Origin of the sequence: Streptomyces shaanxiensis, assembly GCF_039537145.1 — a bacterium.
GTDB lineage: Bacteria > Actinomycetota > Actinomycetes > Streptomycetales > Streptomycetaceae > Streptomyces > Streptomyces shaanxiensis.
Map to the genome: position 1 here is coordinate 23,103 of NZ_BAAAZY010000010.1, position 24,748 is coordinate 47,850.

Below are 24,748 nucleotides of genomic sequence, written 5' to 3' on the forward strand. Positions count from 1 at the left end.
GCCGAGTGTCCGTCGAGGACCGCAGGGGGCGCGAGCGGATTACCGGGCGCCCGTCGCGTCCAGTTCGTCGGCGAGGCTGTTGACCGGCTGCGGGGTGCCGGTGAGGTCCAGGACGAACAGGGGGACGCCCAGGGTGTCGGCGCGGGTGCGGGCGTCGGGGGCGTAGCCGGCGAGGGAGAAGTAGACGCAGGTCGCGGACTCCGTCATGGCCGTCAGCCACAGGCACTCCACGTCCCGCAGCGAGGCCGGGCTCACGGTCGGGTCGACCTGGGCGAGCAGGCCGTGGGCGGCGATGCCGATGCCGGTCGGCGGCCGCTGGTCGGCGCGGCGGATGTCCCGGTAGCCGAGCCAGCGCAGATAGACGGCGGCCGCCGTGACCGCGTCGCGCGCGGTGCGGATCGTGACGGGCTGGAAGGCGCGGCGCGCGGCGGGCTCCTTCCGCCGCGTTGCGTCGTCCGTGGCCGTCCGCGCCACCGGGACGAGCAGTACCGTCCCGCAGGAGCAGCCCAGCTCCGGACGCGGCCACTCGCCGTCCCGGCCGCACGCCGTACAGCGCACGCTGATCCATTCGTCGTCCCAGGCGCGCCGGGTGACGGCCGACGCGATCCCGTCCGGGTCGAGTGGCGCCGAGACGGGCGCCCCGCACGCGCAGGGATAGGCGGGCGCCTCGTAGAGATGCTCGCGCCGGCAGGCCGGGCAGCGCACCGACACGCTCTCGGACATGGCCACTCCAGGACGACCTCGCATCGGGACAGCGCTCCCATCGTCCTCCAGGACCCGCCTGGTTGTCCGCCCCTTGACGGTCTTCACCGGCACACCTACATTGCTTCCAGATAGTAGAAAACAGTTTCCGCGATACGGAATAACGCTCGCGGGATTGTCATCGTCACGGAATTGCTCACCGCGGGGCGCGACGGGAGTGCGAATCCGACAGCCGAAGCAGGAGTAACCAATGGCTCGTATGACCGCTGCCCGAGCGGCAGTCGAGATCCTCAAGCGCGAGGGCGTCAGCAACGCGTTCGGCGTGCCGGGCGCGGCGATCAACCCCTTCTACGCGGCGCTCAAGGCCTCCGGCGGCATCCAGCACACCCTCGCCCGCCATGTGGAGGGCGCTTCGCACATGGCCGAGGGCTACACCCGTACGCACCCCGGCAACATCGGCGTCTGCATCGGCACGTCCGGCCCCGCAGGCACCGACATGATCACCGGCCTGTACTCCGCGATCGGTGACTCCATCCCGATCCTGTGCATCACCGGCCAGGCGCCGACCGCCGTGATCCACAAAGAGGACTTCCAGGCCGTCGACATCGCCTCGATCGCCAAGCCGGTCACGAAAATGGCGGTGACCGTCCTGGAGGCCGCGCAGGTCCCCGGCGTCTTCCAGCAGGCCTTCCACCTGATGCGCTCCGGCCGTCCCGGCCCGGTCCTCATCGACCTGCCGATCGACGTCCAGCTCACGGAGATCGAGTTCGACCCGGAGACGTACGAGCCGCTCCCGGTCTACAAGCCCGCCGCGAGCCGCGCCCAGATCGAGAAGGCGATCGGGATGCTGAACGCGTCCGAGCGCCCCCTGATCGTGGCCGGCGGCGGTGTCATCAACGCCGACGCCGCCGAACTCCTAGTCGAGTTCGCCGAGTTGACCGGCACCCCGGTCGTCCCGACCCTGATGGGCTGGGGCCTGCTGCCCGACGACCACGAGCTGAACGCCGGCATGGTGGGCCTGCAGACCTCGCACCGCTACGGCAACGCGACCTTCCTGGAGTCCGACTTCGTCCTCGGCATCGGCAACCGCTGGGCCAACCGCCACACCGGCAAGCTGGACGTCTACACGGCCGGGCGGAAGTTCGTGCACGTCGACGTCGAGCCCACCCAGATCGGCAAGATCTTCGCCCCGGACTACGGCATCGCCTCCGACGCCAAGGCCGCGCTGGAGCTCTTCGTCGAGGTGGCCAAGGAGCTGAAGGCGGAGGGCAAGCTGCCCGACCGCTCCGCGTGGGCGGCCTCAGCGCAGGAGAGGAAGGCGACTCTCCAGCGCCGTACGCACTTCGACGACATCCCGATCAAGCCGCAGCGCGTGTACGAGGAGATGAACAAGGCCTTCGGTCCGGAGACCCGGTACGTCTCCACCATCGGCCTCTCGCAGATCGCCGGCGCCCAGATGCTGCACGTCTTCAAGCCGCGGCACTGGATCAACTGCGGCCAGGCGGGCCCGCTGGGCTGGACGATCCCGGCCGCGCTGGGCGTCGCCAAGGCCGACCCGGAGGCCCAGGTCGTCGCCCTGTCCGGCGACTACGACTTCCAGTTCATGATCGAGGAGCTGGCGGTCGGGGCGCAGCACAGGATCCCGTACGTCCATGTCCTCGTGAACAACTCCTACCTGGGCCTGATCCGCCAGGCGCAGCGGGCGTTCGACATCGACTTCCAGGTCAAGCTGGAGTTCGAGAACATCAACTCGCCCGAGCTGGGCGTCTACGGCGTCGACCACGTCAAGGTCGCCGAGGGCCTCGGCTGCAAGGCGATCCGGGTGACCGACCCGGCAGAGCTCGGCGCCGCCTTCGAGCAGGCGAAGAAGCTCGCGCAGGAGTACCGGGTCCCGGTGGTCGTCGAGGCGATTCTGGAGCGTGTCACCAACATCTCCATGTCGACCACGAACGACATCAGCAACGTCGTCGAGTTCGAGGAGATCGCGACGGAGCCGGGCCACGCGCCGACGTCGCTCAAGACGCTGAAGGTCTGACGGGGCAGGGCCTGACGCCTCCCGACAGCGAGGGGCGGTCCAACCGAGAGGTTGGGCCGCCCCTTTGGTGTCCCCCGTTGTGGTGCTTCCCCCGTCGTGGTGCTCCCCGTTCGCGGAACCCGCCGCCCCCGTGTCGGCGGGTCCCACGTGACGAGAATGTGCCCACCACGGGGGGTGGTTGAAGCCTCCTGGCGTGGGTTCAGAGGTTGATCTGAGGGTTCCGTAGCCGGTCTACGACCGATGGCGTACGCGGCCCGGGACGCGCGGAGATCGGAGCCGGCGCTGCGCGGCCTCGACGCTGTCTCCGCCGCCGGTGTTGAACGCGACCGCGGCCTGCGGGGCATGGCGCCGGATCAGGTTCACGTTCTGCTCGAAGAGCGGAAGCGACTGCTCTGTCCTGCGGATACCGCCGCCGACGACCACCACGTCCCACGGATGCTCCGTCAGGGACGCGACGAGGGTGGACTCGGCCGACTCGTCGAGGACGAGCAGCGCCATCTCCTTGCGGCCCCCCGGACGCCGAAGAGCGCCGGGTACGGGACCGTCCGTACCCGGCGCTCTTCAGCCGGTGAGGTATTCGGTTGTGGCCGTCCGACGGTGCGAGGCTGGGCGCGACAGGACATTCGCGCCGCCGGACGGGGTCTTCGGGGGAGGGCTTGGGACCGCGGCGGCAGCGATGGAACCGGGGGCTCCTTCCCTCAGGTCGAGAAGGAGGCCGGGACCTTCACCACCGCACTGGCTCGCACGCCGCCGCGGTCCTCGCGTTGCCCGCGCCGGTCTCCGAGCGACCACCCCTCATCCGGGTCGATCGGTGTGTGGCGCAGGCGATGCGTCCGAATCCTGACCTCCCGTCAGGAAGCGGACGCAGTCAGGGGGTTCAGTCCTCGCGCAGGGCGCGGACCGCCTCCTCCACACGCTTGCCGTACTCCGGGTCGGCGGCGTGGAAGTGGGCCAGGTTCTTCTCGATCACGTCGTCGCGGGAGACCTGCGAGAGGCCACCGGCGATGTTGGCGATCAGGCGGGACTTCTCCTCGGCGGACATCAGGCGGTACAGCTCGCCGGCCTGGAAGAAGTCGTCGTCCTTGGTGTGCAGGGGCGCCACGTGGGTGCCCGTGTGGCCGGTCACCGCGAGGGGGGCCGACAGGGGGCGGCCGGTCTCGACCGGGCCGTCGTAGGAGTTGGGCTCGTAGTTCTTCGCGGCGCGGCCCTGGGAGTTGGTGGCCATGAAGCCGTCGCGGCCGTAGTTCTGCGCGGTCGTCGCCTTCGGGGCGTTGACGGCCAGCAGGGTGTGGTTGACGCCCAGGCGGTAGCGGTGCGCGTCCGCGTAGGCGAACAGGCGGCCCTGCAGCATCTTGTCCGGCGAGGGGCCGATGCCCGGCACGAAGTTGTTCGGGGAGAACGCGGCCTGCTCGACCTCGGCGAAGACGTTGTCCGGGTTGCGGTCCAGGACCAGGCGGCCCACGCGCTGCAGCGGGTAGTCCTTGTGCGGCCAGACCTTGGTCAGGTCGAAGGGGTTGAAGCGGTAGTCGGCCGCCTCGGCCGCCGGCATGAGCTGGACGTAGAGCGTCCAGGACGGGTGCACGCCCCGCTCGATGGCCTGGAGCAGGTCCGTCTGGTGGGAGTTGGGGTCCTTGCCCGCGAGCTCGGCGCCCTGCTCGGCGCTCAGGCAGCGCACGCCCTGGTTCGTCTTGAAGTGGTACTTGACGAAGAAGGCCTCGCCGTCGGCGTTCGTCCACTGGTAGGTGTGCGAGCCGTAGCCGTTCATGTGGCGGTACGACGCCGGGATGCCGCGGTCGCCCATCAGCCAGGTCACCTGGTGCGTGGCCTCGGGGGCGTGCGCCCAGAAGTCCCAGACGTTGTCCGGCTCCTGGCGGCCGGTGAACGGGTCGCGCTTCTGCGAGTGGATGAAGTCGGGGAACTTGATCGGGTCCTTGATGAAGAACACCGGGGTGTTGTTGCCGACGAGGTCGTAATTGCCCTCCGCCGTATAGAACTTGACAGCGAAACCGCGCGGGTCACGGACCGCGTCCGCGCCGCCGAGGCTGTCGGCCACGGTCGAGAAGCGCAGGAACACCTCGGTCCGCTTGCCGACCGCGCTGAGGAAGTCGGCGTGGGTGAAGCCGGTGACGTCGTCGGTCACCTCGAAGTGGCCGTACGCCCCGGAGCCCCGGGCGTGCACCACGCGCTCCGGAATGCGCTCACGGTTGAAGCGGGCCAGCTTCTCCAGCAGGTGCTGGTCCTGGAGCAGGAGCGGGCCGCCGACGCCGGCGGAGGCGGAGTTCTGGTTGTCGGCGACCGGGGCGCCGGACTCGGTGGTGAGCACGCGCTTCGACATCGTGGACCTTCCGTGCGGGTGTCAGCGGAAAACTGTTTCCGCTTTGTGGAGCCTAAGAGGGGGCGATCTGGACGTCAACAGTTTGTTGAAGCCAACTCGACGATTTGTTGAAGATGATTCCGGGCCGCGGCGACGCCTGGGCGCGACAGGACAAGTGTCAGCGGCGCCGCGGCCCGGAAGTCTGGGGGCAGGCCTGGCTCAGACCTGGGCGCCGGAGAGGCGCTCCACGGCCCGCAGCAGGGCCGAGTGGTCGAGGCCGCCGTCGCCCTGCGCACGCAGGGACGCGACCAGCTGGGCCACCACGGCGCCGACCGGCAGCGCGGCGCCGACATTGCGGGCGGCGTCCGTGACGATGCCCATGTCCTTGTGGTGCAGGTCGATGCGGAAGCCGGGCTTGAAGTCCCGGTTCAGGAAGTTGTCCTTCTTCCGCGTCAGCACGGTCGAGCCCGCCAGGCCGCCGTTGAGGACGTCGAGCGCCGCCTGGAGGTCCACGCCGGACTTCTCCAGGAAGACCACGGCCTCGGCGCACGCCTGGATGTTCACGGCGACGATCAGCTGGTTGGCCGCCTTCACGGTCTGACCCGAGCCGTGCGGACCGCACAGCACGATGGTCTTGCCGAGCGCCTCGAGGATCGGCTTCGCGGCGTCGAAGTCGGCCTGCTCGCCACCGACCATGATCGACAGCACGGCCTCGATGGCACCGGCCTCACCACCGGACACGGGCGCGTCCAGGACGCGGATGCCCTTGTCCTTGGCCGCCTTGGCCAGGTCGACCGAGGTCTGCGGGGTGATCGAGGACATGTCGATCAGCAGCGCGCCGGACCTGGCGTTCTCCAGGATGCCGTCGGGGCCGTAGGAGATGGCCTCGACCTGCGGGGAGGCCGGCACCATCGTGATGACGACGTCGGCGTCCTTGACGGCCTCGGCGATCGAGCCGGCGACGGTGCCGCCCGCGGCGGCGAGCCGGTCCAGCTTGTCCTGCTCCAGGGTGAAGCCGGTGACCTGGTAACCCGCCTTGATCAGGTTCTCGGACATGGGGGAGCCCATGATGCCGAGGCCTATCCAGGCGATCTTGGGGAGGGTGCTCATGATGGGGGTACCTCTCTGAACTGCTTTGGTACGTCTACGAATTGGTGCCGGTCAGCGGTATGCAGCCCGTCCGGCGTTTGAGGACGAGGCCCTTTCGGGGCCGAAGCGGGGGCCTGGGGGCGGCAGCCCCCAGGGGCGGCCGTATCAGCGCGCGGCGCGCAGCTCCACCGGCAGCCAGCCGAAGGCCTCCGCGCTCGGGCGGTCGCCCGGCTTGTACTCCAGGCCGACCCAGCCCTCGTAGCCCGCCTTCTGCAGTTGGCCCAACAGCTCGGCCAGCGGCAGCGCCCCCGTGCCCGGAGCGCCGCGGCCCGGGTTGTCGGCGATCTGCACATGGCCGGTCTTCGAGGTGTAGCGCTCGATCACCGACGGCAGGTCCTCGCCGTTCATGGACAGGTGGTAGAGGTCCATGAGGAAGCGGGCGTTGTCCAGCCCCGTCGCCTCGTTGACCTTGTCGACGATGCCGACGGCGGCCGGCGCCGACACCAGCGGGTACAGCGGCGACTCGGGCTTGTTCAGGGCCTCGATCAGCAGGATCGCGCCGATGCGGTCGGCGGCCCGGGCCGCGAGCACCAGGTTCTCCAGTGCCAGCGCGTCCTGCTCCGCCGGGTCCACGCCCTCGACGCGGTTGCCGTACAGGGCGTTGAGCGCCTTGGTGCCCAGCGACTGGGCGAAGTCGGCGGCCACGTCGATGTTGGCGCGGAACCGCTCCGACTCCTCGCCCGGGAGCGACAGGGCTCCCCGGTCGGGGCCCGGCAGCTGACCCGCGTAGAAGTTCAGCCCGGTGAGCTGGACGCCCGCGTCCTCGATCGCCTTCTTCAGGGCGTCGAGCTCGGACTGCTCGGGGGTGGGGGAGTCGACCCAGGGCCACCACAGCTCGACCGCGGTGAAGCCGGCCGCGGCGGCGGCCGCGGGGCGCTCCAGGAGCGGGAGTTCCGTGAAGAGGATCGACAGGTTGACGTTGAAGCGCTGGTCTGCGGCTGTGCCCAATTCAAAACCCGGCATCTGGGTCCGCGCTCCCTTCCGTGTCGAGAGATCGTATTGATTCCGCATTGCGGAAGTTGTTTTCTGCTTACTGGAAGATTGCCGCCGTGTGTCGTGGCTTGTCAAGAGGGCACGGGGGTCGTGCGGGGCGATCGCCGACCTGCTGTGACTTCCCCCACCCGCCCTTGCCGCGGCCAGGAAGGCTTACCTACGTTCGATCGCATGTCCTCCCACGGCCCCGCTCCGGTCGAGTTCGCCGTCGACCTGAGCGCACACGAAATGCTCCGGCGGGCTCACGTCCTGGACGCCCTCGGCCCCGACTGGGACCCCGGCGAGGCGCTGCGCGGTGAGGAGGAGGCGTACGAGCTGCTGTACTCCGGCCTCGACGCGGAGCAGCAGCGCGTGTACGACGAGCTGGTCTCGGCCGGTGTGCTCCCGCCGCGGGGGGACGGGCATGCTGCCCCGTGACCCGCAGGCGGACATCGGCCGCCGCGCGTGGGTGGCCTGCCCGAACTGCAACGACCATCGCGGGTGCGGCGACTGCGAGCAGGCCCGCACCTGCTCCGAGCACTGGCGCTACCTGCTCTCCAACACGGGTAGCCTGCTGCACCTGCAGTGCCCTTCGTGCACCCATGTGTGGACGCACGAGACGGGTTTCGGTGCCACCCGCTCCATCTGGCAGCGCATGACCGGCGCCTGGTGAGGCCGGTCGGCGGATCGCCCCCCGCTTTTCGGATGACCTCACCGTCTGTCACCACGGACGGCAAGCCGACCTGACCGAAGATCGCGGTCGGCGGTCATCCCCGGCCGCCGTCCGTCCGCCCGGAGGCAGCCGTGCAGATCCTGCTCGTGGCCAGCGCGTTCAACAGCCTCACCCAGCGTGTCCATGCGGAGCTGCGCGACCGCGGCCACCGGGTGGCGGTGGAGCTCGCCCTGCCGGACGGTTCGTTGGCGGACGCCGTGCGGCGGCACGCACCGCAGCTCGTCGTGGCGCCGATGCTGAAGACGGCGATCCCCGAGGAGGTGTGGGCGGCACACACCTGCCTCGTCGTCCATCCGGGGCCGGTGGGCGACCGGGGACCCTCCTCCCTGGACTGGGCGATCCACGAGGGCGCCGACCGGTGGGGCGTCACGGTTTTGCAGGCCGACGCGGAGATGGACGCGGGCGACGTGTGGGCCTCCGTGCTGTGCCGGGTTCCGTCTGTGGTCAAGGGTGATGTGTACCGGGTTCCTCCGGTGGCCAAGAGCGACCTGTACCGGGGCGAGGTCGCCGACGCCGCGCTCGCGGCCGTCCTGCTCGCCGTGGAGCGCTTCGCGAGCGGATCCCATGTCCCGTGCAAGCAGGACGAGGCGGGCCTGGCGGGCACGCCCTTGCGTGTCCGGCCGTACCTCGACCAGAGCGTGCGGCGGATCGACTGGGCCGTGGACCCCATGGAGACCGTCGTCCGCAAGCTGCGGGCGGCGGACTCGCAGCCCGGTGTCCTGGACGTGCTGCTCGGCGGCGAGTGGTACCTGCACGGCGGCCACCCCGAGAGCGCGCTGCGCGGCCGCCCGGGCGAGCTCCTGGCCACCCGGGCCGGGGCGATCTGCCGGGCCACCACGGACGGCGCCGTGTGGATCCCCGAACTGCGGCCCCGACGCCTGCCCGGGCAGCCGCCCACGTTCAAGCTCCCCGCCGTGCGGGCCCTGGGCGACCGGCTGCCGCCCCTGCCCGAGCACGCACCGCCCCTGCTGCCCGACGCGGGGGAGTCCACCTGGACGGACATCCGCTACCGGGAGGAGGGCAGCGTCGGCTTCCTCTCGTTCTCCTTCCCGGGTGGAGCCATGAGCACCGAGCAGTGCCGGCGCCTCCTGGACGCCTACCGGGAGGCATGCGCCCGACCCACCTCGGTGCTGGTGCTGGGCGGGCAGCGGGACTTCTTCTCCAACGGGATCCATCTGGGCGTCATCGAGGCCGCCGCCGATCCCGGCGCCGAGTCCTGGGCGAACATCAACGCCATCGACGACCTCGTCGAGGCGATCCTGACCACCACGGACCGGCTCGTGATCTCGGCCGTCGCGGGCAACGCCGCGGCGGGCGGGGTGATGCTCGCCCTGGCCGCCGACGAGGTCTGGTGCCGCTCCGGGGCCGTACTGAACCCCCACTACCGCCTGATGGGGCTGTACGGCTCGGAGTACTGGACGTACACGCTGCCCCGCAGGGTCGGGCAGGCCGTGGCCGAGCGGCTGATGCGGGAGGCACTGCCCGTGAGCTCGGCCGGCGCCCTGCGGCTCGGGCTGGCCGACCGGGTGATCGACTGCGGTCCGGGCGAGTTCGCGCACGAGGCCGGCGCCCTGGCGGCGCGGCTCGCGGCGCTGCCCGCGACGGCGTCCCGGATCGCCGCGAAGAAGGCGGAGCTGGACCGGCTGGAGGCCGCTACACCCCTCGCCGTCTTCCGTGAGCAGGAGCTGGCCCGCATGCGCCGCACCTTCGACGATCCGGACGCCCCGTACCACGCCCTGCGCCGCGCGTTCGTCCACAAGCGGCGGCCCCCGTGCACCCCGCCGCACCTCGCTCCGCCCCCGGTTGCGTAAACCGGCTCTACCACCACTGCCGCCGCTGTCACCGGAATGGCCCACGGTCGCGTTTCACCCCCACCGAACGGCTGATACGAAGAATCCGAGGGTCCGAAATGCAGGCCTTCATCCCTTACCTCCCCGGGAGGCGGTCTCATGACTGAGGCGACGCCGGACACGGTCGGCGCTGCGCGCACCACGGGCACGCCCGCCGACGAGACACCCACGATCCACATCCTCTGGATCAACGCGGGTCTGAGCTGCGACGGCGACTCGGTCGCGTTGACGGCGGCCATGCAGCCGAGCATCGAGGAGATCGTCCTCGGCGCGCTGCCGGGCCTGCCGAAGGTCGCCGTCCACTGGCCGCTCATCGACTTCGAGTGCGGTCCGGTCGGCGGCTCGGACACGTTCATCGAGTGGTTCTTCAAGGGCGAGCGGGGCGAGATCGACCCGTTCGTGCTGGTCGTCGAGGGGTCCGTCCCCAACGAGGCGATCAAGCCCGAGGGCTACTGGTGCGGCTTCGGGGACAACCCGGAGACCGGCCAGCCCATCACCACCAGCGAGTGGATCGACCGGCTCGCACCGAAGGCCCTGGCCGTGGTCGCCATCGGCACCTGTGCCACGTACGGCGGCATCCACGCGATGGCCGGCAACCCGACCGGCGCGATGGGCGTACCGGACTATCTCGGCTGGGACTGGAAGTCCCAGGCCGGCATCCCCATCGTCTGCGTCCCCGGCTGTCCGATCCAGCCCGACAACTTCGCCGAGACGCTCACTTACCTGCTCTACCAGGCGACCGGCGCCGCCCCGATGATCCCGCTGGACGACAAGCTGCGTCCGACCTGGCTGTTCGGGGCCACCGTGCACGAGGGCTGCGACCGGGCCGGCTACTACGAGCAGGGCGAGTTCGCGGAGTCGTACGACTCGCCGAAGTGCCTGGTCAAGATCGGCTGTTGGGGCCCGGTGGTGAAGTGCAACGTGCCCAAGCGCGGCTGGATGAACGGCATCGGCGGCTGCCCGAACGTCGGCGGCATCTGCATCGCCTGCACCATGCCCGGCTTCCCCGACAAGTTCATGCCGTTCATGGACGAACCCCCCGGCGCCAAGGTGTCCAGCACGGGCAGCAGCGTCTACGGCGCCGTGGTCCGCAGACTGCGGACGATCACGGCCCGCACGGTGGACAAGGAGCCCAAGTGGCGCCGTACCGGAGAGCGCATCACCACCGGCTACCGGCCGCCCTGGTGACGCCCCGCCACCCCTGATCCGCCACTGCTTCGCGCACCCCCGGCACACAACCTGAACCTCCCGCACGACGAAGGGCACGGCAAAAGACGATGGCAGCGAGGACGAAGGCGGCCGGCGACGGCAGCGGCCTGGTGGAGATGTCCTGGGACCCGATCACCCGGATCGTCGGCAGCCTGGGCATCCACACGAAGATCGACTTCAAGCAGAAGCGGGTCGCGGAGTGCTACAGCACCTCGTCGGTCTTCCGCGGCTACAGCGTCTTCATGCGCGGCAAGGACCCGCGCGACGCCCACTTCATCACCAGCCGCATCTGCGGGATCTGCGGCGACAACCACGCCACCTGCTCGGTGTACACGCAGAACATGGCGTACGGCGTGAAGCCCCCGCACCTCGGTGAGTGGATCATCAACCTCGGCGAGTCCGCCGAGTACATGTTCGACCACAACATCTTCCAGGAGAACCTGGTCGGGGTCGACTACTGCGAGAAGATGGTCAAGGAGACCAACCCCGGCGTCCTCGAACTCGCCGAGCGCACCGAGGCCCCGCACGCCGCGGAGCACGGCTACCGCACGATCGCCGACATCATGCGCTCGCTGAACCCGCTGGAGGGCGAGTTCTACCGCGAGGCCCTCCAGGTCAGCCGCTACACCCGGGAGATGTTCTGCCTCATGGAGGGCCGCCATGTGCACCCCTCCACGCTCTACCCGGGCGGCGTCGGCACGGTCGCCTCCGTGCAGCTCTTCACGGACTACATGAGCCGTCTGATGCGGTACGTGGAGTTCATGAAGCGGGTCGTGCCCCTGCACGACGACCTGTTCGACTTCTTCTACGAGGCCCTGCCCGGCTACGAGGAGGTCGGCCGCCGCCGTGTCCTGCTCGGGTGCTGGGGCGCGCTCAACGACCCCGAGTACTGCGACTTCACCTACGCCAACATGACGAACTGGGGCCGGCGCATGTTCGTCACGCCCGGCATCATCGTCGACGGCAAGCTCGTCACCAACGACCTCACCGAGATCAACCTCGGCATCCGCATCCTGCTCGGCAGCTCCTACTACGAGGACTGGCAGGGCCAGGAGCAGTTCGTCACCCAGGACCCGCTCGGCAACCCGGTGGACCCCCGCCACCCGTGGAACCAGCACACCATCCCCGCCCCGCAGAAGCGGGACTTCGACGACAAGTACAGCTGGGTGATGTCCCCGCGCTGGTTCGACGGCAAGGACCACCTCGCCCTGGACACCGGCGGTGGCCCCATCGCCCGCCTGTGGTCCACCGCCCTGTCCGGCCTCGTCGACATCGGGTACGTCAAGGCCACCGGCCACAGCGTGGTCATCAACCTGCCCCGCACGATGACCAAGCCCGAGACCACCTTCGAGTGGAAGATCCCGCAGTGGAGCAACGCGCTCGAACGCAACCGCGCGCGCACCTACTTCCAGGCGTACGCCGCCGCGGTCGCCCTGCACTGCGCGGAGATGGGCCTGGAGGAGGTCCGGGCCGGACGCACGCAGACCTGGGAGAAGTTCGAGGTCCCGGACGAGAGCATCGGCTGCGGCTTCACCGAGGCCGTCCGCGGCGTCCTCTCCCACCACATGGTGATCCGCGACGGCAAGATCGCCAACTACCACCCCTACCCGCCGACCCCCTGGAACGCCAGCGTCCGCGACTCCTACGGCACCCCCGGCCCGTACGAGGACGCCGTGCAGAACACCCCGATCTTCGAGGAGAACTCCCCGGAGAACTTCAAGGGCATCGACATCATGCGCACCGTCCGCAGCTTCGACCCCTGTCTGCCCTGCGGCGTCCACATGTACGTCGGCGGCGGCAAGACGGTGAAGAGCCTGCACATGCCCACCGGCCTGAGCGGACTGGGCGGATGAGCGCGACGACGACGGCGCGGCCGGTGTCCGCGGAGGAGACCGGCCGCCGGGTCGAGGAGGTGCTCGACCGGCTGACCGCGAGCGGCGACCCGGCCGTCGCCGCCGCGGCCGAGGAACTCGTCCGGTCCCTCATGGACTTCTACGGCTCCGGACTGGCCCGCGCCCTCCACCTGCTGTCGGCCGCGCCCGGCGACCCGCTGGCACGGCTCCTCGGCGACGAACTCGTCGCGAGTCTGCTCGTCCTGCACGACCTGCACCCCGAGGACCGCGACACCCGGATCGGCCGGGCCCTCGACAGCGTGCGCGAGCACGACCTGGACGTCGTGGGCTTCGACGAGGACAGCGGCACCCTGACGCTGCGGGCGGCCGCGGCGGGCGGCGGCTGCGGCTGTGGCTCCGGCGCGGGTGCCCGCGAGGCCGCTCAGGCGGCGCTCGCCTGCTTCGTACCGGAGGTCAGGGCCGTCGAGGTGGAGTCGGCGCCGGCCCTGTTGCAGATCGGGACGAAGACCCGGTGACCGCGGCCACGGTCGGCCTGCGGAGGTTCCTCACCGAGCGACCGCCGCAGCCCGAGCGGTGCGAGCTGTGCGCGGTCGTGGTGCCCGAGGACCACCGCCACATGGTCGACACCGAGAAGCGCGCCCTCGTCTGCGTCTGCACCGCCTGCGCGGTGCTCATGGAACGGCCGGGGGCTGCCGCGGGACGCTTCCGCGCGGTCCCGGCCCGCTACCTCACCGACCCCGGCCACCGCCTCGACGAACGGGCGTGGGAGGCGCTGCGGATCCCCGTCGGCGTCGCCTTCTTCTTCCGCAACGCGGCGCTCGACCGGCTGGTCGCCCTCTACCCCAGCCCGGCCGGCGCCACCGAGAGCGAACTCGAACCGGACACCTGGACCGAGGTCCTCGGCGGCAGCCGGCTCGCCGCACTCCTCGAACCCGACGTCGAGGCGCTCCTGCTGCGCCGCACCGACGGCCAGGTCGAGTGCCACCTCGTTCCGATCGACGTCTGCTACGAACTCGTCGGCCGGATGCGCCTGTTGTGGCAGGGCTTCGACGGCGGCGCCGAGGCCCGGGCCGCCCTGGACGCCTTCTTCGCGGACGTCCTGCGCCGCGCCCGGCCCCTGGACGAGGCGGAACGGCCGTGACCGACTTCTCGTTCGCCTGCACCGGCGTCCGCGCCGACCGGTACGCCGCCGGACCCACCCTCGTCTTCCGGCTGCGCGTCACCGCGTCCGGCGACACCCCCGTGCACGCCCTCGCGCTGCGCTGCCAGATCCGCATCGAACCCGCCCGCCGCGGCTACGGCCGTAACGAGGCCGACGGGATCACGGACCTCTTCGGCGAGCGCTCCCGCTGGGGCGCCACGCTCCAGCCCGTGCAGTTCGCGCAGGTCCCGCTGATGGTCTCCGCGTTCACCGGCGAGACCGAGGCCGACCTCGTCGTGCCCTGCACCTACGACACGGACATCGCCGCGGCCCGCTACCTGGACGCCCTCACCGACGGAGAGGTCCCGCTGCTGATGCTGTTCTCCGGCACGGCGTTCACCGGAAGCGGCGGCTTCCAGGTGGAGCCCGTGCCGTGGGACCGCGAGGCGGCCTTCAGGATGCCGGTCGCCACCTGGCGGGAGGCCATCGAGCAGCACTTCCCCGGCTGCGGCTGGATCCGGCTGCCCCGCGACACGATGGACGCCCTCCTCGCCTACCGCTCCCGGCACGCGCTGCCCTCCTGGGAGGCGACGCTGAAGGCGCTGCTCGACACGGCCGCCCCGCCGGACAACGACCCGCTGCGCGCGCTCACCGCCACCATCGGAAGGACCGATCCGTGACCGCCCCCGCGTTCGCCCCCGAGACCGAGGAGCGCCTCGCCCTCGCCAGGCAGGTGGCCGACGCCGTGCTCTTCGAGGGCTACGTGCTCTACCCGTACCGCGCCTCGGCCGCCAAGAACCGGCTGCGCTGGCAGTTCGGAGTGCTGGTGCCGCCCGCCTGGGGCGCCGACTGCGAGGAGCACGACTTCCAGCACACGGAATGCCTGATGGAACCGAAGCAGGGCGCGACCCTCGCGGTCGAGGTCCGCTTCCTGCGCCCCCGGCGCCGCACCGTGCAACGCGCCCTGCCCGACGGCGACTTCGAGACCGTGCCCGAACTCCACCTCGACGACCGGGTGCTGGTGCCCTGGGACGAAGGAGCCGAAGAACGCGTCGAGTTGGTCGCGCCGGTCGGACAACTGCTGGGGGACGGGGTCGAACTCCCCTTCCGGAAGCCGGCCGCCGAGGACACCGAGCCCGTCCTGGACGCGGCAGGCCGGACCGTGGGCCGACTGGTCCGGCGCAGCGCCGAGGTCAGCGGGATGGTGCGGCTCTCCGCCCGCGAACTCGACGGCCCCTACCGGACGATGCGGCTCACCGCCGTCGTCGAGAACACCACCCCGTGGGCGCCTCCCGAGGACAGCGCGGCCGACCGGGACGCGGCGCTGCCGCACTCCCTGGTCGCCACCCACCTCCTCATGGCCCTCGACGCCGGCTCGTTCCTGTCGATGACCGATCCCCCCGAGTGGGCGAAGGCCGCCGTCGCCGCCTGCCGCAACCTGCACACCTGGCCCGTCCTCGCCGGCGAACCCGGCCGCGCGGACCTCGTGCTCTCCTCACCGATCATCCTGGAGGACCACCCGGCCATCGCCCCCGAAAGCCTGGGTGCCCTCTACGACGCCACCGAGATCGACGAGATCCTCGCCCTGCGCACCGCCGCCCTCACCGACGAGGAGAAACGCGAGGCCCGCGGCACCGACGCACGGGCCGCCGCGGTCATCGACCTCGCGGACTCGATGCCGGCCGAGGTGCTGGAACGCCTGCACGGCGCGGTGCGCGGCCTGCGGGAAGTCACCGGGGAGTCCGCCGGATTCCCCGACGAGTTCGGAGTGCAACGCCCCCACACGCCCTGGTGGGACCCGGCGAGCGACGCGGGCTTCGACCCGGAGCACGACCGGGTCATGGTCGACGGCCGCCCGGTCGGCAAGGGCAGCTGCGTCGAACTGCGCCCCGGTCTGCGGCACACCGACGCACAGGACCTGTTCCTCCAGGGCAGCACCGCGACCGTCGAGGCGGTGCTGCACGACGTCGACGGCACGGTGCACCTCGCCGTGACCGTCGACGGCGACCCCGGCGCCGACATCCGACGCGAGCAGGGCCGCTACCTGTACTTCCAGCCGGACGAAGTCGTACCACTGGAGGATCCTCGATGACACGGACACTCGTGGCCGGCATCGGCAACATCTTCCTGCGGGACGACGGCTTCGGCGTGGAGACCGCACGCCGGCTGTCCGAACGGCCCCTGCCCGCACACGTCGAGGTCGTCGACATCGGCGTACGCGGCGTGCACCTCGCCTACCAGCTCCTCGACGGCTACGACACCCTCGTCCTCGTCGACGCCACGGCCCGCGGCGAGGCCCCCGGCACGCTGTACGTCATCGAGTACGACGGTCCCGGCGGCGACGACAACGACGGTGCCGCTCCCGCGATCGACGGCCACCGCATGACGCCCGACACCGTCCTGGTGCTGCTGGACACCCTCTGCGCCGGCACCGGCGGACAACCGCCGCGGCGCGTCCTGATCGTCGGCTGCGAACCGGCCTCGACCGACGAGGGCATGGGACTCAGCCCGCCGGTGTCCGACGCCGTTCCCCAGGCCGTTCGGCTGATCGAAGAGGTGCTGGAGAGCGGACCGTCGGCCTGGGCACAGGCCCCGGCCGCCGAGGCTTCGACATGAGGAGAGACGGGATGAAGAAGATCATCGCTGCCGGCGCCGCGGGCGCCGCCCTGGTCGCCGCGGCCGCTGTCGCCACACAGGTGCTTCCCGACCTCCGGCGCTATCTCCGGATCCGCCGGATGTGAACCCGCCCTCGGTGGGACCCCGCCGGGCGACTGCCGGCGGTGTCCCGCCCCTTGCGTCGAACGGCGTACCCGAGGGCCCGGCCACGGCGTGCCGGGCCCGACCGCCCGGGGCGCTCGCCTCTAATGAAGGCCGGCCCCGGGAGGACGAGGACCCATGCACGAGATGTCCGTCGCGCTGGCCGTGATCGACCAGGTGGAAACCGCCGCCGCACAGACCCCGGACGTCACCGCGGTGCGTTCGGTACGGCTCAGGGTGGGCGAACTGGCCGGTGTCGTACCCGACTCCCTCGCCTTCTGCTTCGAACTCGCCTGCGCCGGAACCCTGCTGGAAGGCGCCGAACTGGTCACCGAACCGGTGCCCGCACGGGCCCGCTGCACGCCCTGCGCGCACGAATGGGCCGTCGGCATGCCGCCCCGCCTGGCCTGCCCGGAGTGCCGAGGGGCCGACGTCGAGCTGATCTCGGGCCGGGAGCTGCGGATCGCCGACGTGCGGTGGGAGGGTGGCGACCCCACACACGCGGCCACCCCTGAACCGATCGCCGAGGAGTGCTGAACCATGTGCCGTGTCGTCGACCTGCAGCAGGCCGTGCTCGCGAAGAACGACGCGACCGCCCACCTCCTGCGCACCCACCTCCACGCCCGGGGCACCACGGTCGTCAACCTGCTGTCCAGCCCCGGCAGCGGCAAGACCGCGCTGCTGGAAGGCGAACTGCTGCGGGCCCGGGAGCGGTCCGTGTCCGTCGCGGCGCTCACCGCCGACCTCGCCACCGAGAACGACGCGACGCGGCTCGCGCGTTCCGGAGCTCCGGTCAAGCAGGTGCTCACCGACGGGCTGTGCCATCTGGAGGCGGCGATGCTCGCCGGGCACCTGGACGGATGGCTGCCCGACGACACCCGGCTGCTGTTCGTGGAGAACGTCGGCAACCTGGTCTGCCCCGCCTCCTACGACCTGGGGGAGACCCTGAGGGTCGTCCTCGCCTCCGTGACCGAGGGCGAGGACAAGCCGCTGAAGTACCCCACCGCCTTCGGCCTGGCCCATCTGGTCGTGGTCACCAAGACCGACATCGCCGAGGCGGTGGAGTTCGACGAGCGCGCGTTCCGCGCGAACGTGGAGCGGGTCAACCCGGGCGTGGAGGTGGTCCTGACCTCGGCACGCCGGGGGAAGGGCACCGGCGCACTGCTCGACCGCGCGCTCGCCGCGGCCGAGGGCGCGCCCCTGCACACACCGGTCATGGCCCGCCGGCCGGACGCCGGTCACACGCACGCGCACACGGGCGCCGCGGACGCCGGCCACCCCCACGTACACACGGACGCGGCCGACGCCGTCGCCCCGGCCGCCCCTCGCTCGTGAGCGCTCCGGCACAGTCCGCCGCCGTCGCCGCCGACCCGCCGAGCCGCCGTCGGGTGGTCGTGCGGGGCGTGGTGCAGGGCGTCGGCTTCCGGCCGTACGTGTACGGCCTCGCCACCGAACTCGCCCTGGTCGGGCACGTGACCAACACGCCGGAGGGCGTCGTCGCCGAGGTCGAGGGCAGTGCCTCGGCCGTGGCCCGCTTCTGCGACCGGCTCGCGGTCCAGGCACCGCCGCTGGCCCGCGTGGAGTCCGTCCACCACTTGGAGTTGCCCGCCGCCGGAGGCGAGGCGTTCACCATCCTCGCCTCCCGCACCGGCGGCCCGGCCCGCACCCTGGTCTCCCCGGACACGGCGACCTGCGCCGACTGCCTCGCCGAGCTGGCCGACCCGGACGACCGGCGGCACCGCCACCCCTTCGTCAACTGCACCCACTGCGGGCCGCGCTTCACCATCGTCACCGACGTGCCGTACGACCGGGCGAACACCACGATGGCCGGGTTCCCGATGTGCCCCGACTGCGCCCGCGAGTACGGCGATCCGGCCGACCGGCGCTTCCACGCGCAGCCGGTCGCCTGCCCTGCCTGCGGGCCCCGGCTGCGCCTGATCGTCCCCGGGGCCGGGAGCGCCGCTGGGGAGGACCCGGTCGCCGAGGCCCGCGCCCTGCTCGCCCGTGGCGCGATCCTCGCCGTGAAGGGACTCGGCGGCTACCACCTCGCCTGCGACGCCACCGACGACACCGCCGTCCGTCTCCTGCGCCACCGGAAGGCCCGGGGCGACAAGCCGTTCGCCCTCATGGCGAGGAGCGCGGGCGAGATCGAGCACCTCGTCCGGCTGGGCCCCGAGGAACGGAGCCTGCTCGAAGGCGCCGTCCGGCCCGTCGTCCTGCTGCGGCGACGCCCGGACCCGTCGTACCCCGCGGGGGCGGCGCGACCCGCCGAGGCCGTCGCGCCCGGCAGCCCCGACCTGGGCGTGATGCTGCCGTACACGCCCGTGCACCATCTCCTGCTCGGGCTGCCCGGCGACCCGGTCGGCCCCCGGCTGCTCGTGATGACCAGCGGCAACCTCTCCGGCGAGCCCATCGTCACCGACGACGCCGAAGCCCTGGAGCGACTCGCGCACCTGGCCGACGCCTGGCTCACGCACGACCGGCCGATCCACGTGCCGTGCGACGACTCCGTGGTCCGCGTCTGCGACGGAGAGCCGCTGCTGATCCGGCGCTCCCGCGGCTACGCCCCGCTGCCGGTCGCCCTCCCGCTGCCCGTCCGCCCCGCCCTCGCCGTCGGCGGCGACCTGAAGAACGCCTTCTGCCTCGGCGAGGGCCGGCAGGCCTGGCTGTCGGCGCACATCGGCGACATGGACGACCTCGAAACGCAGGGCGCCTTCGAACGCGCCGTGCAGCAGCTGGGGTCCATCACGGGCGTACGGCCGAAGAGCCTGGCGAGCGACCGGCATCCCGCTTACCGCTCCGCCGGGTGGGCCGACCGGAACGCGGCCGGCCGGACCGTCGTACGCGTCCAGCACCACCACGCCCACATCGCCGCCGCGATGGCCGAGCACGGGCTGGACGGCACCCGGCCGGTGATCGGCGTCGCCTTCGACGGCACCGGCCACGGCGACGACGGCGCCGTGTGGGGCGGGGAGTTCCTGCTCGCCGACTACGACGGCTTCACTCGGTTCGGGCATCTCGCGTACGTCCCCCTGCCCGGCGGTGACACGGCGGTGCGCAGGCCGTACCGGATGGCGCTGGCCCAACTGCGGGCGGCCGGGATCGCCCGGTCCGCCGACCTCGCCTGTACGGCCGCCTGCCCGCCGGACGAACTACGGCTGCTGGAAAGGCAGTTGGAGCGCGACCTGAACTGCGTCCCCACCTCCAGCATGGGCCGGCTCTTCGACGCCGTGTCCTCGCTCGCCGGGGTCTGCCACCTGGCCGGCTACGAGGCGCAGGCCGCCGTGGAGCTGGAGGCCGCCGCGCTGCGCGCGCCCGCCGGGGACACCGCCGCGTACCCCTTCGAGCTCCGGGGCGGCGACCCGGTGCGGGCCGACCCGGCGCCCCTCGTCGCGGCGATCGTCGCCGACCTGCGGGCGGGCGTCGAACCGGAACTGGTGGCAGCCCGTTTCCACCGCGCCGTGACCGCACTGGTGCGCCGGATGTGCCTGCGGGCGCGGGAGCGGCACGGGCTGGACACGGTGGCCCTCACAGGCGGCGTGTTCGCCAACACGCTGCTCTCCTCGGCCTGTTCGGCCGGCCTGCGCGAGGACGGCTTCACGGTCCTGCGGCACCGCCTGGTGCCACCCAACGACGGCGGCCTGGCGCTGGGCCAGCTGATGGTGGCCGCCCGGAAGACGACCCACGACTGAGCGACCCGCGACCCCACAGCGAGGAGAGGCCCATGTGCCTGGCGGTACCCGGCAGAGTGCTGAACATCGAGGAACGCGACGGCACCCGGATGGCCGGCGTCGATTTCGGCGGCGTGGTCAAGGAGGTGTGCCTGGAGTACCTGCCGGACCTCCAGGTCGGCGAGTACGCCATCGTGCACGTCGGGTTCGCCCTGCAACGGCTGGACGAGGAGTCGGCGAAGCAGACGCTGGAGCTGTTCGCCGAACTCGGCATGCTCCAGGAGGAGTTCGGCGACGCCTGGGAGATGGCGGCCGCGGAGGCGGGCGTGGAACCGGTGGAACCGGTGGAACCGGTGGAACCGGTGGAACCGGTAGAACCGGTGGAAGGGGTGCGTGGCCAGTGAAGTACATCGAAGAGTTCCAGGACCCGGAGCTGGCCCGCCGGCTCCTCGACGACATCCACGCCACGGTGACCAGGCCGTGGGCGCTGATGGAGGTGTGCGGAGGACAGACGCACAGCATCATCCGGCACGGCCTCGACCAACTCCTTCCGGACAAGGTCGAGTTGATTCACGGACCGGGCTGTCCCGTCTGCGTGACCCCGCTGGAGGTCATCGACAAGGCGCTGGAGATCGCCTCCCGGCCGGAGGTGATCTTCTGCTCCTTCGGCGACATGCTGCGCGTGCCGGGCACCGGCAGGGACCTGTTCCAGGTGCGTGGCGAGGGCGGCGACGTACGCGTCGTCTACTCACCGCTCGACGCCCTGCGGGTGGCGCAGCAGAACCCCGACCGCGAGGTGGTGTTCTTCGGCATCGGCTTCGAGACGACCGCGCCGCCCAACGCCATGACGGTCCATCAGGCCCGCAGACTGGGCATCAGGAACTTCAGCATGCTGGTCTCCCACGTCCGCGTCCCGCCCGCCATCGAGGCGATCATGTCGTCGCCGAGCTGCCGGGTGCAGGGCTTCCTCGCGGCCGGGCACGTGTGCAGCGTGATGGGGGTGGAGGAGTACCCGGAGCTGGCGGAACGCTTCCGGGTGCCGATCGTCGTGACGGGCTTCGAGCCGCTCGACATCCTCGAAGGCGTGCGCCGGACCGTACGGCAGCTGGAACGCGGCGAGCACACCGTCGACAACGCCTACGCCCGCGCCGTCCGGGCCGAGGGCAACCCGGCCGCCCGGGCCATGCTGGAGGACGTCTTCGAGGTCACCGACCGTGCCTGGCGCGGCATCGGGGTGATCCCCGACAGCGGCTGGCGGCTGTCGCCGAAGTACCGCGACCACGACGCCGAGCACCGCTTCTCCGTCGAGGGGATCCGGACCGAGGAGCCGGCGGAGTGCCGCAGCGGGGAGGTCCTGCAGGGCCTGCTCAAGCCGCACGAGTGCGAGGCCTTCGGCACCCTGTGCACCCCTCGTACGCCGCTGGGCGCCACGATGGTCTCCAGCGAGGGCGCCTGCGCGGCGTACTACCTGTACCGGCGGCTGGACGTGCCCGCCACCGCGAAGGCCCGGGAGGCGAGCCCCGTTGTCTGAAACGACCGATCTCCCCGCCCCGTCCCTGGACGTCGAAGGGTGGACGTGCCCGGCCCCCCTGCGCGACCGGCCCCGCGTCGTCATGGGCCACGGCGGCGGCGGAGCCCTCTCCGCCGAACTGGTCCAGCAGATCTTCGCCCCGTCGTACGGCGGCGAGACGCTCTCGCAGATGGGCGACGCGGCCGTCCTCTCCCTGGGCGGAGCCCGGCTGGCGTTCTCCACGGACTCCTACGTCGTACGGCCGCTGTTCTTCCCCGGCGGCAGCATCGGCGACCTGGCGGTCAACGGCACGGTCAACGACCTCGCCATGAGCGGGGCCCGGGCCGCCTACCTCTCCTGCGGATTCATCCTGGAGGAGGGCGTCGAGCTGGACACGGTCACCCGGGTCGCCGAGGCGCTGGGCGCGGCCGCGCGTACCGCCGGGGTGGAGGTGGCGACCGGGGACACGAAGGTGGTGGAGGCCGGGCACGGCGACGGGATCTACCTCAACACGGCCGGCATCGGTGTCGTCCCGGCGGGCGTCGACCTGCGTCCGCAGCGGGTCGTCCCCGGCGACGTCGTGATCGTCAGCGGCGCCATCGGCGTCCACGGGGTGGCGATCATGAGCGTCCGCGAGGGCCTGGAGTTCGGTGTCGAGATCGAGAGCGACTGCGCGGCGCTCGGCGGCCTGGTCGAGGCCATGCTCGCGGTCACCCCGGATCTGCACGTGCTGCGCGACCCCACCCGGGGCGGCCTCGCGGCCTCGCTCAACGAGATCGCGGCGGCGTCCGGTGCGGGGGTGGTCATCCGGGAACGCGACGTCCCCGTCCCGCCCGCGGTGGCCAACGCCTGCGCCATCCTCGGCCTGGACCCCATGTACATCGCCAACGAGGGCAAGCTGGTGGCCTTCGTCCCACGCGAGCACGCCGACGCCGTCCTGGCGGCGATGCGGGCCCACCCCCTGGGCGCGGACGCCGCGATCATCGGCGAGGCCGTGGAGTCCCACCCCGGCATGCTCGTGGCCCGAACCGGCCTGGGCGGGACCCGCGTGGTCGACCTGCCGCTCGGGGAGCAGCTGCCGCGGATCTGCTGAAACGGGAGTCGGGCGGCGGGGTGGCCGGCGGTCGGGGCGGTCGGCCCTCCGGCGGCGGACAAGGGTGGGCTCGGCGTGCGTGTGGTTGAGCGGTTGCGTGCGTGGGCGTGCCGCGACACCCGCGTCCGCCGGGTGTCGGTTCGCGGTCGGCTCTCTCGATGAGAGGTGCGGCGCCCGCAGGCTCCGCCACGGGCAGGCGGGGCAGCGGCGGACCGGGGCGGCATCGCGGCGGGCGGCGTCGAGTGGGGCGTGGAACGGTGCTCAAGTGATGCCTCTCGAACCCGTCAGGTGGGTCCTCTGTCGGCTACAGTCGCAGCTGGGCGGACGACCCGGCTCCGCCGCCGTGAAAGTGATCGGCCTGCGGTGCATCGTGGCCCTGGTGCTGTCGATCGGTGCCTCCTGTGGAGCCCTGATGTGCCCTCGCGGTGGGCAATCCGGCTGAAGTGCAGGTCAGAGGGGTGTCATGGGGGCAGCATGCGATTGAGAGTGGAGTTCACCACCGAACCCTTCGACCTCGACGAGGCGCCCGCGCACGCGCTGGTGGCCCGCGAGGTCATCGAGGCGGCCGAGCTCGACGAGGTGGATGTCGGCCCGTTCGGCAACACTGCGGAGGGCGGTGCCGACGCCGTGCTCACCGCCCTGGACGCCCTGCTGCGCAAGAGCCTGGAGGCGGGCGCCACCCGGATCTCCCTCCAGGTCAATGTGATCGGGGAGGGCGAGCAGTGACCGGCACCGGCGAGGAACCCTTCATCGCGGCCGTGAAGCCGCTGGTCGACGCCATGGGCGGGGAGATAATCGCGCCGGACGAGGCCGGCCCCGAGGACGTCGTGCTCTCCTGGGACGGCGCCGACGTCCTCGCCGTACGCCTGCCCCAGCTGGCCGACTCCCTGGACCACATCCTGGCCGCCATGGAGCGCCGCAAGGGCAAGCCGCTGGCCGATCTGGACCGCAAGGCCAAGCAGGAGGTCGTGCGCATACTCGAGGCGCGCGGCGCCTTCTCCGTGCGGCACGGCGTGGAGACCGTGGCGAGCGCGCTCGGGGTCAGCCGCTTCACGGTCTACAACTACCTCAACCGGGAGAAGAACGCCTGAGGCAACCGGGCCGAGGACGCCTGGGCGGCCCGCCCGGTTTCGTTACCGCGAATTTTCAACAAAGTGTTGACGTCTCGTCGTCGTAGGGCGTTAGCTATCGGCACGCCCGTTCAGCACGAAGGCCGCCCTCCGCGGCCACGGAGGCTCCCGTGACGTCGTATTCCACGCCCCCGGGTCTGGCCCGGTTCAACGCCCTGGAGGAGCACGTGGCCCACGCCGCTCTCCACGAGGCGTGCGCCTCCACGGCGTGGGTGAAGCGGCTGCTCGCCGCCCGCCCCTACGCCACCGCCGACGACCTCTACGCCGTCAGCGACGCCGCCACGGCCGAGCTGACCGCCGAGGACCTGGCCGAGGCCATGGCCGGGCACCCGCCGATCGGCCGCCCCAAGCCGGGCGACCCGACCTCGGCCCGGGAGCAGCGCGGTATGGCCGGCGCCTCCGAGGAACTCAAAGCGGAGATGCTCGAACTCAACCTGGCCTACCAGGACCGGTTCGGCCATGTCTTCCTGATCTGCGCCACCGGCCGGACCGGCGAGCAGATGCGCGACGCGGTCAAGGAACGGATCGGCAACTCGCCGGAGCAGGAGCGGGAGATCGTCCGCATCGAACTGGGCAAGATCAACCGTATCCGGCTCGCCCGCCTCGTCGAAGACGACTGAAGAGGACGC

General features: G+C 71.5%; 25 protein-coding genes and 1 pseudogene. 21 read left to right on the forward strand and 5 right to left on the reverse strand.

What is annotated here, in order from left to right; all coding sequences use genetic code 11:
• Positions 1-39: 39 nt before the first annotated feature.
• A complete protein-coding gene (locus ABD932_RS14140; protein ID WP_345012431.1) occupies positions 40-723 on the reverse strand; it encodes a hypothetical protein in 684 nt (227 codons plus the stop codon).
• Positions 724-952: 229 nt separating this feature from the next.
• Between ABD932_RS14140 and gcl the strand changes: the two genes are divergently transcribed.
• Positions 953-2,737, forward strand: coding sequence for a glyoxylate carboligase (gene gcl / locus ABD932_RS14145; RefSeq protein WP_345012433.1), 1,785 nt, complete (start codon positions 953-955; stop codon positions 2,735-2,737).
• 231 nt (positions 2,738-2,968) lie between these two features.
• On the opposite strand, the pseudogene ABD932_RS14150 reads toward gcl, so the two are convergent.
• The 4 genes and pseudogenes from ABD932_RS14150 to ABD932_RS14165 form a co-directional block, all read right to left on the reverse strand.
• Positions 2,969-3,235: pseudogene (locus tag ABD932_RS14150) on the reverse strand (hypothetical protein); the annotation flags it as partial.
• A 379-nt stretch (positions 3,236-3,614) separates the two neighbouring features.
• Positions 3,615-5,072: a catalase gene (locus tag ABD932_RS14155; RefSeq protein WP_345012435.1), complete on the reverse strand. Its 1,458-nt coding sequence runs from the start codon at positions 5,070-5,072 to the stop codon at positions 3,615-3,617.
• 198 nt (positions 5,073-5,270) lie between these two features.
• Complete coding sequence (locus ABD932_RS14160; protein WP_345012437.1) at positions 5,271-6,161, reverse strand: 2-hydroxy-3-oxopropionate reductase; 891 nt, start codon at positions 6,159-6,161, stop codon at positions 5,271-5,273.
• Between the two features lie 144 nt (positions 6,162-6,305).
• A complete protein-coding gene (locus tag ABD932_RS14165) occupies positions 6,306-7,163 on the reverse strand; it encodes a TIM barrel protein (RefSeq protein ID WP_425587459.1) in 858 nt (285 codons plus the stop codon).
• Positions 7,164-7,364: 201 nt separating this feature from the next.
• Here ABD932_RS14165 and ABD932_RS14170 point away from each other — a divergent pair, with 201 nt between their 5' ends.
• The 20 genes from ABD932_RS14170 (at position 7,365) to uraD (ending at position 24,739) form a co-directional block, all read left to right on the forward strand.
• The gene (locus ABD932_RS14170; protein ID WP_250086147.1) at positions 7,365-7,610 is read left to right on the forward strand and encodes a DUF6400 family protein; all 246 of its coding nucleotides are present in this window, start codon (positions 7,365-7,367) and stop codon (positions 7,608-7,610) included.
• On the forward strand, positions 7,597-7,845 hold the full coding sequence (locus ABD932_RS14175; RefSeq protein ID WP_345012442.1) for a hypothetical protein: 249 nt from the start codon (positions 7,597-7,599) through the stop codon (positions 7,843-7,845). The genes ABD932_RS14170 and ABD932_RS14175 overlap by 14 nt, the downstream gene beginning before the upstream one ends.
• Positions 7,846-7,976: 131 nt before the next feature.
• A complete protein-coding gene (locus ABD932_RS14180) occupies positions 7,977-9,716 on the forward strand; it encodes a hydrogenase maturation protein (protein ID WP_345012444.1) in 1,740 nt (579 codons plus the stop codon).
• Between the two features lie 138 nt (positions 9,717-9,854).
• Positions 9,855-10,943: an NADH-quinone oxidoreductase subunit B family protein gene (locus ABD932_RS14185; protein ID WP_345012446.1), complete on the forward strand. Its 1,089-nt coding sequence runs from the start codon at positions 9,855-9,857 to the stop codon at positions 10,941-10,943.
• 89 nt (positions 10,944-11,032) lie between these two features.
• Positions 11,033-12,817, forward strand: coding sequence for a nickel-dependent hydrogenase large subunit (locus ABD932_RS14190; RefSeq protein ID WP_345012448.1), 1,785 nt, complete (start codon positions 11,033-11,035; stop codon positions 12,815-12,817).
• Complete coding sequence (locus ABD932_RS14195; protein WP_345012450.1) at positions 12,814-13,332, forward strand: hypothetical protein; 519 nt, start codon at positions 12,814-12,816, stop codon at positions 13,330-13,332. Before ABD932_RS14190 ends, ABD932_RS14195 begins: the two co-directional genes overlap by 4 nt.
• Positions 13,329-13,958: a DUF5947 family protein gene (locus ABD932_RS14200; protein ID WP_345012452.1), complete on the forward strand. Its 630-nt coding sequence runs from the start codon at positions 13,329-13,331 to the stop codon at positions 13,956-13,958. The genes ABD932_RS14195 and ABD932_RS14200 overlap by 4 nt, the downstream gene beginning before the upstream one ends.
• Entirely contained in the window at positions 13,955-14,638 is a 684-nt protein-coding gene (locus ABD932_RS14205) for a DUF6084 family protein (RefSeq protein ID WP_345012454.1), read from the forward strand. The genes ABD932_RS14200 and ABD932_RS14205 overlap by 4 nt, the downstream gene beginning before the upstream one ends.
• On the forward strand, positions 14,635-16,050 hold the full coding sequence (locus ABD932_RS14210; RefSeq protein ID WP_345012456.1) for a hypothetical protein: 1,416 nt from the start codon (positions 14,635-14,637) through the stop codon (positions 16,048-16,050). The genes ABD932_RS14205 and ABD932_RS14210 overlap by 4 nt, the downstream gene beginning before the upstream one ends.
• Entirely contained in the window at positions 16,047-16,574 is a 528-nt protein-coding gene (locus ABD932_RS14215) for a hydrogenase maturation protease (protein ID WP_345012458.1), read from the forward strand. The genes ABD932_RS14210 and ABD932_RS14215 overlap by 4 nt, the downstream gene beginning before the upstream one ends.
• 11 nt (positions 16,575-16,585) lie before the next feature.
• Positions 16,586-16,699, forward strand: coding sequence for a DUF6893 family small protein (locus tag ABD932_RS43980; RefSeq protein ID WP_425587460.1), 114 nt, complete (start codon positions 16,586-16,588; stop codon positions 16,697-16,699).
• 154 nt (positions 16,700-16,853) lie between these two features.
• Positions 16,854-17,252 carry a hydrogenase maturation nickel metallochaperone HypA gene (gene hypA / locus ABD932_RS14220; RefSeq protein ID WP_345012460.1) on the forward strand — a complete coding sequence of 133 codons (399 nt, stop codon included), beginning with the start codon at positions 16,854-16,856 and terminating at the stop codon, positions 17,250-17,252.
• Between the two features lie 3 nt (positions 17,253-17,255).
• On the forward strand, positions 17,256-18,050 hold the full coding sequence (gene hypB, locus ABD932_RS14225) for a hydrogenase nickel incorporation protein HypB (protein WP_345012462.1): 795 nt from the start codon (positions 17,256-17,258) through the stop codon (positions 18,048-18,050).
• Entirely contained in the window at positions 18,047-20,407 is a 2,361-nt protein-coding gene (gene hypF, locus ABD932_RS14230) for a carbamoyltransferase HypF (RefSeq protein WP_345012464.1), read from the forward strand. Before hypB ends, hypF begins: the two co-directional genes overlap by 4 nt.
• Positions 20,408-20,439: 32 nt before the next feature.
• Positions 20,440-20,790, forward strand: coding sequence for a HypC/HybG/HupF family hydrogenase formation chaperone (locus ABD932_RS14235; RefSeq protein WP_345012466.1), 351 nt, complete (start codon positions 20,440-20,442; stop codon positions 20,788-20,790).
• Entirely contained in the window at positions 20,787-21,917 is a 1,131-nt protein-coding gene (gene hypD / locus ABD932_RS14240) for a hydrogenase formation protein HypD (RefSeq protein WP_345012468.1), read from the forward strand. The genes ABD932_RS14235 and hypD overlap by 4 nt, the downstream gene beginning before the upstream one ends.
• Positions 21,910-22,989 carry a hydrogenase expression/formation protein HypE gene (hypE, locus tag ABD932_RS14245; protein ID WP_345012470.1) on the forward strand — a complete coding sequence of 360 codons (1,080 nt, stop codon included), beginning with the start codon at positions 21,910-21,912 and terminating at the stop codon, positions 22,987-22,989. The genes hypD and hypE overlap by 8 nt, the downstream gene beginning before the upstream one ends.
• A gap of 474 nt (positions 22,990-23,463) precedes the next feature.
• A complete protein-coding gene (locus ABD932_RS14250; RefSeq protein ID WP_126396115.1) occupies positions 23,464-23,715 on the forward strand; it encodes a YkoF family thiamine-binding protein in 252 nt (83 codons plus the stop codon).
• Positions 23,712-24,080: a helix-turn-helix domain-containing protein gene (locus tag ABD932_RS14255; protein ID WP_126396116.1), complete on the forward strand. Its 369-nt coding sequence runs from the start codon at positions 23,712-23,714 to the stop codon at positions 24,078-24,080. Before ABD932_RS14250 ends, ABD932_RS14255 begins: the two co-directional genes overlap by 4 nt.
• 149 nt (positions 24,081-24,229) lie before the next feature.
• Positions 24,230-24,739, forward strand: coding sequence for a 2-oxo-4-hydroxy-4-carboxy-5-ureidoimidazoline decarboxylase (gene uraD / locus ABD932_RS14260; protein WP_345012473.1), 510 nt, complete (start codon positions 24,230-24,232; stop codon positions 24,737-24,739).
• Positions 24,740-24,748: the final 9 nt, after the last annotated feature.